This is a genomic window from Lysinibacillus sp. FSL W7-1291, assembly GCF_038593415.1.
Taxonomy (GTDB): Bacteria; Bacillota; Bacilli; order Bacillales_A; family Planococcaceae; genus Lysinibacillus; species Lysinibacillus fusiformis_D.
On record NZ_CP151994.1, the window covers coordinates 3,444,005 to 3,456,442 of the forward strand.

Here is a 12,438-nt window from a genome sequence, read left to right on the forward strand (position 1 = left end):
CACCCTCCACATTACTACATATTCAAATATTTGAATATGTATGATTGTAAGCCTGTATCGATTATTTTTCAATAGCTTCAATAAAAAAAGAGCAAAACCAAGTGCTGATCACTCGTTTTTGCTCTCTTCCTTGCCCACTATTAATCTGCAACGATATTATTCTTTTTTAAAGGATAATCATAAGTTAAACATGGAATAATAGCCAACAGCACAACGACCACTAAAGTTAATACAAGAGGTATCATGCCAAATTGATCCACCATTATCCCACCGAATAATGGCCCAATCATCCGACCACCTGTCGCTGCACTATTGATAATGCCCTGATAGAATCCTTGTCGACCTTTTGGTGCGAGCTGATTCGCGATGGTTGGTAATGCTGGGGTATAGAACATTTCACCAAACGTTAAAACAAGCATCGCGGCTCCAAACATTTTAAAATCACTCGCAAAGGCGATGATTCCAAACGATAGGGCAATCAGAATTACACCAAATACGAGCTGACGCTTTAAATTGTTTTCCCATCTTTTCACAAGCGGTGCAATGAGTGGCTGACCTACAACTATAAGCAAACCATTTATTGTCCAAAGTAAACTATATTGCTTTAACCCTAAGCCTAAATCTTGAGTATAGGATGAAATAGTAGCACTCCATTGAGAATATGCAAGCCAACATAACACTGAGGATGCGCTAATAATTAACAAAGCATAGAATGGTGCTTTGTTAACAATTCGTTTACTTTCACTGACGACATTTTTAGGGGCAATACTGCCTGCCTCTAAACGTTTAAATGTAAATAAAGCAATAAAAAAGAATAAAATATACATGCCTAAATTCACTTTAAAAACATAATCAAATTGATAATCAGCCACTATACCCGCAAGAGCAGGGCCAACTGCAACACCAACATTCTGTGCCAAATAGATCGCATTAAAGGCTTTTCGTCCGCCCTCAGGCCATGCAGCCCCTGCTAATGCGAACATACTTGGAAAAACGATGCCCCCACTAAAGCCTAGTATCGTTAAAAACCACACATAATGTGGCCAACCATGCCAAATTGTTAAGCCTATTAATGAAGCAATCGTTAGCAGGATGCCAAACATAATCGCCTTATAGCCACCGATTCTATCAAATAAGTAACCACCTAATAGATTGCCCAATACTCCAGCAGCAGAGTTGAGCATTAAGACAAAACCAGCCATCGCTAAAGTTTTCCCTAAATAATCATGCATATATATGGCATTTAAAGGCCATAAAAAAGAGTTACCTGTTGTGTTCACAAGCATTCCAATAAGTAAAAACCAAACACGTTTTGGCATATGATGACCTCCATTATTTCGCCTCTCTAAATAGCTAGTTTATGCTGAAAACCTTAAAAGCACAAGAAAAATAATTTTACCCTTTTTACAAGTATGCCATCATACTTTAACTAAGTTTTAAAAGTCTTTTTCTTGTTTTCATTACAATTTTTCTTCATTGATGTAACGATCAAGCCCTTCCCCCATGACGGAACGAAAAGCACATGATAGAATAAAGCGTTAGAGGAGTGAAATAAATGACAGAAACGAATTTTCCTTTTCCTTCAGAAGGAAAAAGGTATTATACATGGAATCGCTATTTACGTGATCAATTCGGACATAAAGTATTTAAAGTCGCATTAGACGCAGGCTTTGATTGTCCAAACCGTGATGGCACAGTCGCTTTTGGTGGCTGTACATTTTGCAGTGCTGCAGGCTCTGGTGATTTTGCCGGTAATAAGGTAGATCCAATCGATGTACAATTTGCTGAAATCCGAGACAAAATGCATCAGAAATGGAAGGACGGCAAATATATGGCGTACTTCCAAGCCTATACAAATACACATGCCCCACTGCCAGTTTTAAAGGAAAAATTTGAAGCTGCTTTAGCACAAGAAGGTGTTGTTGGTCTTTCCATTGCTACTCGCCCTGATTGTTTGCCAGATGATGTCGTGGAATACTTAGCAGAGTTAAACGAGCGTACGTATTTATGGATTGAGCTTGGTCTTCAAACCGTGCATGAAAAAACAGCGAATCTGATTAATCGTGCCCATGATTATGCAACCTATGTGGAAGGCGTTGAAAAATTGCGCAAGCACGGCATACGTGTTTGCTCACATATCATTAATGGCCTGCCTCTTGAAGACTATAACATGATGATGGAAACTGCTCGAGCAGTAGCACAGCTAGATGTCCAAGGCATAAAAATCCACTTACTACATCTACTAAAAGGGACGCCAATGGTGAAGCAATATGAAAAAGGCATGTTAGAATTTTTAGATCAGGATGTCTATACAAAACTAGTAGCAGATCAATTAGAACTTCTCCCACCTGAAATGGTCATTCATCGTATTACCGGCGATGGACCGATTGATTTAATGATTGGACCAATGTGGAGCGTCAATAAATGGGAAGTATTGAATGGTATTGATGCCGAGCTTGAACGTCGTGGCAGCTGGCAAGGGAAGTTTTATAAGGCTGAGGTTACAAAATGAAACTACAACGTGTTTTACAATATGCACAGCAGCTTTTAAAGGACAGTATAGATGAGGGAGATACGGTCGTCGATGCTACTGCTGGAAACGGTCATGATACATTGTTTCTAGCACAGCTTGTGGGGGATAATGGACAAGTTTATGCCTTTGATATTCAAAAAGAAGCGGTTGATGCAACACTCCTTCGCCTTTTAGATCACGGTTTAGAGCATCGTGCACTGGTCCTTAATAAAGGGCATGAAGACGTAGCACAGTATGTACACAAGCCTGTAGCTGCAGCCATTTTCAACCTTGGCTATTTACCTGGCAGCAATCATGACATTATTACAAAGCCCGCTACAACGACACAAGCTATTGAGGATTTACTAAAGCTTTTGAAGGTTGGCGGCCTAATCATTCTTGTTATTTATCATGGTCATCCTGGTGGTAGGGAAGAACGAGATACGGTCATGGACTATGTTAGTAGGCTTCCACAAAAACATGTACATGTCTTAAAATACGAGTTTCTCAATCAACAAAATGATCCACCTTTCGTTATTGCGTTAGAGAAAATGAAAGAATTTCCTATTTAATACATGACATGCAAAAGGCTATCTACTAGTTTAATAGAAACTAGTAGATAGCCTTCGTCATTTACTATTTATTTTTACGTTGCTCATTATAATCAACCCAGAAATCTGCACCCTTAATGCCTAGTTTACGAGGATCAAAGACAGGGTCTTTCCCCTCTTTTTTCTGTTTCTCGTAATCTTTTAATGCTACGATAGCTGGTTTCATAATAATTAAAATAGCAAGAACGTTAATCCAAACCATTAGTCCAAGACCCACATCTCCCATTGCCCAAGCTAGGTCAGACGTACGGACTGTACCATAAAAGGCAGCAACTAAAATGGCAATTTTCGCAATCCAAATGAAAATCTTCTCCGTGCTACCTCTGAATAAATAGGCGACATTCGTTTCAGCAATATAGTAATAGGCCATAATTGTTGTAAAGGCAAAGAAGAATAACGCGATTGCTACGAATGGAGCTCCAAAACCAGGTAATGATGAATCAACTGCATATTGTGTATAAGCAGCACCTGCTTCAATACTTTTCGCAAATGTCATTTGCTCATCGCCTGCTAATCCGCCACTATTGAATTCCCCAATATGGATAAATGGATCTGCTCCTTCAGCGGCCTTTTCATCATGTACATTGTACATACCTGTAAATAAAATCATAAATGCAGTAGCAGAACAAATTAATAATGTATCAATGTACACAGACGCCGCTTGTACTATCCCTTGTTTAGCAGGATGTGATACTTCCGCAGCAGCAGCAGGGTGCGCCCCTGTTCCTTGACCAGCTTCATTGGAATAGATGCCACGCTTCACTCCCCAAGCTATCGCAGAACCAATGATACCACCAAAAATCTCTTGTGCACCAAAGGCACTTGAGAAAATTAAAGCAAAGACTGCAGGTACCTCAGAAATATTCATAGCAATAATGATAATAGCCATAATAATGTATGCTAATGCCATGAACGGTACAATGATTTGGGCAGCATTCGCGATAGATTTAACTCCCCCAATAATAATAGCACCTAACAACACTACAATAATCAGTCCTGTAATCCATGTATCCAGACCAAAAGCGTTTTCAACAGCTCCTGCAATGGCGTTAGACTGCACACCTGGCATTAAAATTAGCATTGCAATCAACGCAGCTACAGCAAAAATAACTGCAAACCATTTTTGACCCATTCCCTTTTCTATGTAAAAGGCTGGTCCACCACGATATTCCGTATCTTTTTCTTCTTTATAGATTTGTGCTAATGTTGACTCTACATATGCGGTAGCCGCACCAATGAAAGCGATTGCCCACATCCAAAAGACAGCACCAGGTCCCCCCATCCCAATTGCAGTTGCAGTACCAGCAATATTACCAGTACCTACACGGCCTGATAATGCAATCGACATTGCTTGGAAAGATGAAATCCCCTTTTCCGATTTCTCCCCTTTAAACATTAAAACAAACATGTCTTTAATGTGTCTTACTTGCAGAAACCTTGTGATGATTGAGAAAAAAAGTCCAATCAATAAAATACCATAAATAAACCACGGTCCCCATAAAATACCATTCAACTTACCAACGATTACCTCCATTTTACCCCTCCAATTTGAAAATACCATACTTTAAGTCATTATAGTATTACACTTTTCTGAAAATTACAACATTATATTTAAGTAACAATATTTAAGTAAGTCTTCTAGTAAATGGAAGGGATAAAACCTATTTAATGATATAACCGATTCTTCGAAGAGCATTATTAATAAAATCACGAATATACATAAAAATCTCTTCTCGTTCTACTTCGTGAAATAAATTGTGATAGCAATTTGCCCATTCTTTAAATTGAAACTCTGTAAACTCTTGTTGATGGAGCCAATTTCGAGTTTGTCGTGTTTCCGTAATTTTATCTTTCTCAGCTGTCATAATGAGCATAGGCATATTCGGAAATTCACCTTTTGGAAGCATCACTAAATTTTTCATCATCTGCTGAAGCTCTCGATACCATTTCACTGAAACGACTGACATGAATGGTACCTCATCTTTCATTTCGTCCCTACCTTCAACATTGCGTGTAAGGTTCTCATATGAAATATTGTGAGTCATTTTAACATTTGCAGTCAATGCACTTAGACTCGTTAAAGCATTTGATAATTTACCTGGTAAAAGCTTTAATTGCAGCCACGGTGATGTCAAAATAATGCCTGCACATTCATATTGCTTCTTTTGCATTGTGTGAAGAACTAACGTTGCTCCAAGCCCATGTCCTATTACAAAAGTTGGTAAATTATATGAAAAAGCATTCTCAATCAGATTTCTTGTATATTTATTGTACAATTTGAAGTCCTCATCATGGACACGAGCAAACCTTGCATTCACGCCATGATTAGGTAAATCTCCCATGACTATGTGGAAGCCTTCCAATCTTAATTTCTCTATCAGCCATGCATACCATCGGTGATTTTCATATGCACCATGAACTATAGCAATCACAGCCTTTGCTTGTCCTTCAGCTTCCCATTTCCACATTCACATAGTCCTCCTAAAAAATAATTACACATTGATTATATCGAAATAAATAGCTCATTTTAATTTTATATTTCCATAAAGTTGCGTATTTGATACGATAATACTACATTATAGAAAGAATTGAGGCGATTTTCATGATTTATCCATTTAAAGATAAAATGCCAAAGATCGATCCATCTGTCTTCATTGCTGATTACGCAACTGTTACGGGCGACGTAACAATTGGTGCTGAAACAACCATTTGGTTTAATACGGTCATTCGTGGTGATGTTTCCCCAACCATTATTGGGAAACGTGTCAGTATCCAAGATCTTTGTTGCTTACATCAAAGCCCAAAATTTCCGCTAATTATTGAAGATGAGGTAACAGTTGGACACCAAGTCACTTTACATAGCTGTACAATTCGCAAAAATGCTTTAATTGGTATGGGCTCCATTATATTAGACGGGGCAGAGATTGGAGAGGGTGCATTTATTGGGGCAGGAAGCCTAGTACCTCCTGGTAAAGTCATTCCTCCGAATAGTTTAGCATTAGGTCGTCCGGCAAAAGTAGTCCGTGAATTAAATGCAGAAGATAAAGAGGATATGGAACGTATCGTGCGCGAATATGCAGAAAAAGGACAATATTATAAATCCCTTCAGAAGTAAACAATATACACAAAAATTCAATATTAACGAAAAAAATACCTCGCATTTCCGTGTAACCAAAATGTTCACGGATCGTAGCGAGGGATTTTTTGTAAAACAAAGGGGACAATATTGCCCCTTTCCTTTTTAATACATCAGAATAATTTTCTAATGTCTTCATTACTTTAGCTCAATAGTTTATAGATGTGCCTTTTCTCGTAGAGCATCTGCTTTATCGATTTGTTCCCATGGTACATTTAAATCTGTACGACCAAAATGACCATAAGCTGCCGTTTGTTTATAAATCGGACGACGTAAATCTAGCATTTTAATAATACCTGCTGGACGTAAATCAAATAGCTCACGTACCCACTCTACGATTGCGCTTTCTTTCACTTTACCTGTACCAAATGTGTCAACCGCAATGGAAACTGGTTGAGCCACACCAATCGCATAGGCAAGTTGTACCTCAGCACGTTCTGCCAAGCCAGCTGCTACAATGTTTTTTGCTACATAACGTGCCGCATAAGCCGCTGAACGGTCTACCTTTGTTGCATCCTTACCAGAGAATGCGCCACCACCGTGACGTGCATAACCACCGTATGTATCAACAATGATTTTACGTCCTGTTAAACCAGCGTCCCCTTTAGGTCCACCGATAACAAAACGGCCAGTCGGGTTAATAAAGTATTTCGTGTTTGCATCTAATAATTCACTTGGCACAACGGGTGCAATAACAAATTCTTTCAGATCAGCTTGAATTTGTTCAAGTGTTGCTTCTTCATCATGTTGTGTTGAAATAACAATTGTATCCACTCGCACAGGTACATTATTGTCATCATATTCAATCGTTACTTGTGTTTTTCCATCAGGACGTAAATACGCTAATTCACCTGATTTACGAACTTCTGTTAATCGGCGTGCTAATTTATGTGCTAAGCTGATTGGCAATGGCATTAGTTCAGGTGTTTCATTACATGCATAACCAAACATTAGACCTTGGTCACCAGCACCAATTGCTTCAATATCAGCATCTGTCATAGAGCCTTCACGAGCCTCTAAAGCTTGGTCAACACCTTGTGCAATATCAGGCGATTGTTCGCCAATAGCTACAAGCACCGCTAGATTTTCAGCATCAAAGCCATATTTACCACGTGTATAGCCAATTTCTGCTACAGTATCACGAACGATACCTTTAATATCAACGTAAGTAGAAGTAGTTATTTCTCCTGCTACTAATACTAATCCTGTTGTGACAGTTGTTTCACACGCTACACGTGCATTTGGATCTTCTGCTAAAATAGCATCTAAAATGGCATCCGAGATTTGGTCACAAATCTTATCTGGATGTCCTTCTGTTACACTCTCTGATGTAAACAGTCGACGGTTTGTCATTTGGTTTTCCTCCTATTACTCTTACAAAAAGTAGTTGTGTATGAATACGGTACTCATTACCCATGTCAAGTCCGCTCCTAAGGATTGAACTCTCAAGCCGTTACTGCTGCTTTTAACACGAGGATTTCGAAAGATCTGTCATTATAATAAGGAAAGAACTACATATACTTACCTTTACATTCTTTTTTAGCAATAAAAAAATCCTTTACTCACGTTACTGCACATGAGGAAAGGAATAATGACTTCGTAACCTTTCACTCTTATCGTTCAAGGGATGTTCCCTTGCATCAGGTTGGCACCAACGCATGTTGTGAAATAAAACATGCAGGTTGCCGGGTTTCACAGGGCCTGACCCTCCACCAGCTCGGGATAAGAGTATCCGTTCAATTTCATGTTACTGAAAAGGTTGAACGTTGTCAAATATTTTCTTATGTATTACTGTATAGAAAGGAAGGAACTGATTACACAAAAACTTTCCATACTTGGATGATGATGTAAATAGAAGCAAATTAATCCCTACAACATACCTAGCTACTTGTGGTAACATATGTGTGGCTCAATTTTTGCGCCTAATTACAGTAGGATTGATCGGATTCTACTCGAAAAACATTATTTTTTGTCAGTTTATTGAAAAGTGATAAAAACTCTAAAATAATTTCTTAATTAGTATAGATTATTTAAGCAATTGTGTTATACTATTTTTGAAATTAAGAAAAAATCCCTCTAAATCAAGGGAATACTATAAAAAAGGATGGTATTTAATCGATGAATTCAGTAGAAATTGCAAACGAACTGAAGGAATTATTAAACGGCGGTAACATTAATGTTCAACTTTCAGTACCACAATTAGCAGAAAAAGCTACATCTCGTGGTGAAGCAATGTTAACAGTAGATGGCGCAGTTCGTGCAGAAACTGGCAAATACACTGGTCGTTCACCTAAAGATAAATATACGGTAGAAGAAGAAAGCACAAAAGATCAAATTGACTGGGGTAAAGTCAACCAACCGATTTCTTCTGAAGTGTTCGATAACTTATATGTAAAAGTAATAAAATATTTAAAAGAACGTGACGAGTTATTCGTATTTAAAGGCTTCGCAGGTGCTGACAAAGATTCACAATTAAGCATCCAAGTAATTAATGAATACGCTTGGCACAACCTTTTTGCTCATCAATTATTTATCCGTCCAACTGAAGAAGAATTAGCTTCTCATGTTGCAGACTTCACTGTCATCTCTGCTCCTAACTTTAAAGCAGACCCTGCAGTTGATGGTACTGCTTCTGAAACTTTCATCATTGTATCACTTGAAAAGAAAATGATCTTAATCGGTGGTACTGAATATGCTGGTGAAATGAAAAAATCTATTTTTGGTATCATGAACTACTTATTACCACAGCAAGGTATCCTTTCAATGCACTGTTCAGCAAACGTTGGTGAAGCTGGCGATGTGGCATTATTCTTCGGTCTATCTGGTACTGGTAAAACGACATTATCCGCTGATCCAGATCGTAAGCTAATTGGTGACGATGAACACGGCTGGTCTGATAATGGTGTATTCAACATTGAGGGTGGCTGCTATGCAAAAACAATCAACCTTTCTGCTGAGAAAGAACCAGAAATCTACAATGCAATCCGCTTCGGTTCTGTTTTAGAAAACGTAGCTGTTGATCCAGAAACTCGTATTTGTGACTATGATGATGGTTCATTAACAGAAAATACACGTGTAGCTTATCCAATCCAATACATCGAAAATATTGTTGATCCTTCTGTTGCAGGTCATCCAAAAACAATCATCTTCCTAACAGCTGATGCGTTTGGCGTATTACCTCCAATCAGTAAATTAACAAAAGAGCAAGCAATGTACCACTTCCTAAGCGGTTTCACTTCTAAGCTTGCTGGAACTGAACGCGGTGTAACAGAGCCAGAACCAGTATTCTCTACTTGCTTCGGTTCTCCATTCCTTCCACTTCCAGCAACAGTGTACGCAGAAATGTTAGGTCAAAAAATTGACGAGCATGGTGCACAAGTATTCCTAGTGAACACTGGTTGGACTGGTGGCGAATATGGTACAGGTAGCCGTATGAAGCTGTCTTACACACGCACAATGGTACGTGCAGCAATCGACGGAAAATTAACAAATGTTGAAACGACACAAGATGCTGTCTTCGGTTTACACATTCCAACAGCAGTTGAAGGTGTACCGTCAGAAGTGTTAAATCCTCGTGAAGCATGGGCAGATAAAGCTGCATATGATGCGAAAGCTGCTGAACTTGCAGGCTTATTCAACGAAAACTTCAAGAAATTCTCAAACGTTTCTGATGCCATTACTACACTTGGTGGCCCATTAAAATAACGACTAGACACAAGAATCAAAGGGAACGAATTCATTCGTTCTCTTTTTCTTTACCTTGAAGGTAGCTAGTATTAGGGAGATACATATGACAAAAAAATATAAAATACTATTTTCTATTCTTATAATGTTGTTAGCTTTATTTGTTGGCGCTGGTTTTTTTGCAGGAAATTACTTTTATAATCTGGCATTAAATCCTGACACTGATAAAACAGCAGTGCTAGATGCACCTCATAATGTAATAGCTGTCAATCCTCAGGAAGCTAAAGAGAAAGAAACAACTGAGCAATGGTTTCATAAGCAATATGAAGATGCTTCGCTTCAATCCTATGATTCGCTAAAGCTCCATGCTTACTCCATCCAGAATGATCACCCCACTGACAAATGGGCTATCATCTTTCATGGCTATTCAAGCGAAGGCGCACAAATGACAAAGTATGCTAGACATTTTTATGATATGGGCTATCATGTACTTATTCCAGATGCGAGAGGCCATGGTAAAAGTGAAGGAGATTATATTGGCATGGGCTGGCATGATCGTTTTGATGTTGTTTCATGGGTCAATCACATTGTCAGCTTAAATGAGAGCGCTGAAATTGTTCTTTATGGTGTTTCGATGGGTGGAGCCACTGTCATGATGGCTTCAGGAGAGAATTTACCAACAAACGTTAAAGCAATCATTGAGGATTGTGGCTATTCTTCAGTATGGGATGAATTTTCCTATCAGTTGAAAGCAATCTTTCACTTACCTGCATTTCCAATCATGCATTTCTCTTCTGTAGTGACGAAACTAAAAGCAGGCTATACATTAGGTGAAGCGAGTGCAGTTGAACAAGTGGCAAAATCGAAGACACCCATGTTGTTTATTCATGGAGACAACGATACGTTCGTTCCATCTACCATGTTGAATGAAGTATATGAAGCGGCAAATGTACCAAAGCAAAAGTTGATTGTTGAGGGAGCTGGGCATGGTGGCGCAGAAAGTGTTGCAAGCGAGCTTTACTGGGCTACCATACAACAATTTTTAGAAAGTAACATGAAATAATCATCACCCCTTTATTGCCCCCTACTCCTTAGCATAGCTATCTTGCCTGAAGCGGATAGCTATGCTAAGGAAGGGGGTATTTTTTTATCATTCATTGCTGTTTCATCCATTCACAAAGTGCACGGACGGTTTCACGATTTTTTGCTGGTGGGTATTGATGTGCATGGTCTGGATCATACCAGGTTTCGTATGATTTATTCGCATCTTCTAAAAAAAAGGCTAGTTGTCTGGCATGTTCGATATCTACATTTTCATCACGATAGCCATGTATGATTAATACAGGCGCAGTGATCTGCTCTATCTCGAAAAGTGGGGTTCGCGCATCATATGCTTCTGGTACACGATTCGGTGTTCCGCCAATTACACGCTTCATCATTCTGCGCATATCCGTACGTTCCCAATAAGTGGCTGTTGCGTCCGAAACACCTGCCCATGTGACGACCGAGGTAATATCCTTTCTTAAAATGGCTGTCCAAAGAGCCATAATTCCCCCACGAGAAAAACCAAAAACATGTATATTGTCATTACAATATTGCTTGAGAACATCTACGGCATAAACAGCATCATAACGGTCTGCTCCTGCAAACTCATCACGGCCTTCTCCACCACGATTTCCACGATAGTATGGGGCAAAAACGATAAAGCCCTGTGCAGCAAATTGGGCAATACGTGAAGGTCTTACCATCCCAATGCTTTGCATGCCCCCTCTTAAATATAAAAAACCATCATATGTACCTTCTGCCTTTGGCTCTGCTAATAATCCTTTTATACGTAAGCCTTGTGATAGATAGGTTATTTCTGTTAGTCGTATGGCTGGATTCGGTGAGGGATAGGCACGTTTTTCCACAATTTCACCATTGTATGTCACGGTCTTTCAACTCCTCCAGCATTTTCTTCATACCCTCATCCTTCATATGAAAGCTTAAATTAGGATGATGAGCAAATTCTTCATCCGTTAGCCAAAGCATACCCGATGTTTCTAAATCAAATTCAATGTCTTCCTGCGTTAAAAATTGTGCAGTAAAAACAGATTTACAAAACACAATGGCATCATGAACGGCATATTCTGCGAACCATTGGAGATTTTTCACACGGACACCCGTCTCTTCGAAAACTTCCCGAATAGCCGCCTCCTCTAAAGTTTCACCTTGCTCTAATTTGCCCCCTGGCACCTCTACACCACGTCGTTTATGAATAGTACATAGCCATTTATTTTCATGCTTTAACAAAACAAGGACGTGCTTTGGCTCGACTTCAAATTCCCCTCTTGAAAAACTCAAATCTACTTGTAGACCATGTAAATCTGTAAATGTTAGCATATTTTCAACCTCACGTTCTTTCTTGATGACCAATAGAAGCTATACCTATTCTTTGCTCCTATTTTATGGACAGGATCTAATGTTGGTTCCTAGTTTAACGGAATGCTAGATGC

Annotated in this window: 11 protein-coding genes and 1 riboswitch; of the genes, 5 read left to right on the forward strand and 6 right to left on the reverse strand. The window is 39.0% G+C overall.

Annotated features, from left to right (window positions below; genetic code table 11):
• Nucleotides 1-140 precede the first annotated feature (140 nt).
• Nucleotides 141-1,319 (reverse strand): MFS transporter, encoded by a 1,179-nt coding sequence (locus NST76_RS16550; RefSeq protein ID WP_036118761.1) that lies wholly within the window; start codon nucleotides 1,317-1,319, stop codon nucleotides 141-143.
• Nucleotides 1,320-1,555: 236 nt separating this feature from the next.
• Here NST76_RS16550 and NST76_RS16555 point away from each other — a divergent pair, with 236 nt between their 5' ends.
• Nucleotides 1,556-2,512, forward strand: a complete 957-nt coding sequence (locus NST76_RS16555) for a TIGR01212 family radical SAM protein (protein ID WP_342544166.1) — start codon at nucleotides 1,556-1,558, stop codon at nucleotides 2,510-2,512.
• Complete coding sequence (locus NST76_RS16560) at nucleotides 2,509-3,084, forward strand: class I SAM-dependent methyltransferase (protein WP_058845048.1); 576 nt, start codon at nucleotides 2,509-2,511, stop codon at nucleotides 3,082-3,084. Before NST76_RS16555 ends, NST76_RS16560 begins: the two co-directional genes overlap by 4 nt.
• A gap of 64 nt (nucleotides 3,085-3,148) precedes the next feature.
• Here NST76_RS16560 and NST76_RS16565 read toward each other — a convergent pair whose 3' ends face one another.
• Nucleotides 3,149-4,657 (reverse strand): alanine/glycine:cation symporter family protein, encoded by a 1,509-nt coding sequence (locus NST76_RS16565; protein WP_036118756.1) that lies wholly within the window; start codon nucleotides 4,655-4,657, stop codon nucleotides 3,149-3,151.
• Nucleotides 4,658-4,784: 127 nt separating this feature from the next.
• Nucleotides 4,785-5,591 carry an alpha/beta hydrolase gene (locus tag NST76_RS16570; protein ID WP_036118754.1) on the reverse strand — a complete coding sequence of 269 codons (807 nt, stop codon included), beginning with the start codon at nucleotides 5,589-5,591 and terminating at the stop codon, nucleotides 4,785-4,787.
• 134 nt (nucleotides 5,592-5,725) lie between these two features.
• Between NST76_RS16570 and NST76_RS16575 the strand changes: the two genes are divergently transcribed.
• On the forward strand, nucleotides 5,726-6,238 hold the full coding sequence (locus tag NST76_RS16575; protein WP_036118752.1) for a gamma carbonic anhydrase family protein: 513 nt from the start codon (nucleotides 5,726-5,728) through the stop codon (nucleotides 6,236-6,238).
• Between the two features lie 177 nt (nucleotides 6,239-6,415).
• Here the strand turns inward: NST76_RS16575 and metK are convergent, their stop codons facing one another.
• The gene (metK, locus tag NST76_RS16580) at nucleotides 6,416-7,612 is read right to left on the reverse strand and encodes a methionine adenosyltransferase (RefSeq protein ID WP_058845047.1); all 1,197 of its coding nucleotides are present in this window, start codon (nucleotides 7,610-7,612) and stop codon (nucleotides 6,416-6,418) included.
• 257 nt (nucleotides 7,613-7,869) lie between these two features.
• Nucleotides 7,870-7,988, reverse strand: a riboswitch (SAM riboswitch).
• 389 nt (nucleotides 7,989-8,377) lie between these two features.
• On the opposite strand from metK, the gene pckA reads away from it, so the two are divergent.
• Entirely contained in the window at nucleotides 8,378-9,964 is a 1,587-nt protein-coding gene (pckA, locus tag NST76_RS16585; protein ID WP_036118749.1) for a phosphoenolpyruvate carboxykinase (ATP), read from the forward strand.
• A gap of 85 nt (nucleotides 9,965-10,049) precedes the next feature.
• Entirely contained in the window at nucleotides 10,050-11,006 is a 957-nt protein-coding gene (locus NST76_RS16590; RefSeq protein WP_342544168.1) for an alpha/beta hydrolase, read from the forward strand.
• 91 nt (nucleotides 11,007-11,097) lie between these two features.
• On the opposite strand, the gene NST76_RS16595 is transcribed toward NST76_RS16590, so the two are convergent.
• Both NST76_RS16595 and NST76_RS16600 read right to left on the reverse strand, forming a co-directional pair.
• On the reverse strand, nucleotides 11,098-11,874 hold the full coding sequence (locus tag NST76_RS16595) for a prolyl oligopeptidase family serine peptidase (protein WP_036118745.1): 777 nt from the start codon (nucleotides 11,872-11,874) through the stop codon (nucleotides 11,098-11,100).
• Nucleotides 11,858-12,325, reverse strand: coding sequence for an NUDIX domain-containing protein (locus tag NST76_RS16600; RefSeq protein WP_036118781.1), 468 nt, complete (start codon nucleotides 12,323-12,325; stop codon nucleotides 11,858-11,860). Before NST76_RS16600 ends, NST76_RS16595 begins: the two co-directional genes overlap by 17 nt.
• Nucleotides 12,326-12,438: the final 113 nt, after the last annotated feature.

What these genes read in the sequence shown, in the direction of transcription:
- NST76_RS16555 (WP_342544166.1), top strand. Translation starts at nt 1,556, where the DNA reads ATGACAGAAACGAATTTTCCTTTTCCTTCAGAAGGAAAAAGGTATTAT.
- NST76_RS16570 (WP_036118754.1), bottom strand. Translation starts at nt 5,591, where the DNA reads ATGTGGAAATGGGAAGCTGAAGGACAAGCAAAGGCTGTGATTGCTATA.
- pckA (WP_036118749.1), top strand. Translation starts at nt 8,378, where the DNA reads ATGAATTCAGTAGAAATTGCAAACGAACTGAAGGAATTATTAAACGGC.
- metK (WP_058845047.1), bottom strand. Translation starts at nt 7,612, where the DNA reads ATGACAAACCGTCGACTGTTTACATCAGAGAGTGTAACAGAAGGACAT.
- NST76_RS16590 (WP_342544168.1), top strand. Translation starts at nt 10,050, where the DNA reads ATGACAAAAAAATATAAAATACTATTTTCTATTCTTATAATGTTGTTA.
- NST76_RS16560 (WP_058845048.1), top strand. Translation starts at nt 2,509, where the DNA reads ATGAAACTACAACGTGTTTTACAATATGCACAGCAGCTTTTAAAGGAC.
- NST76_RS16600 (WP_036118781.1), bottom strand. Translation starts at nt 12,325, where the DNA reads ATGCTAACATTTACAGATTTACATGGTCTACAAGTAGATTTGAGTTTT.
- NST76_RS16550 (WP_036118761.1), bottom strand. Translation starts at nt 1,319, where the DNA reads ATGCCAAAACGTGTTTGGTTTTTACTTATTGGAATGCTTGTGAACACA.
- NST76_RS16575 (WP_036118752.1), top strand. Translation starts at nt 5,726, where the DNA reads ATGATTTATCCATTTAAAGATAAAATGCCAAAGATCGATCCATCTGTC.
- NST76_RS16565 (WP_036118756.1), bottom strand. Translation starts at nt 4,657, where the DNA reads ATGGAGGTAATCGTTGGTAAGTTGAATGGTATTTTATGGGGACCGTGG.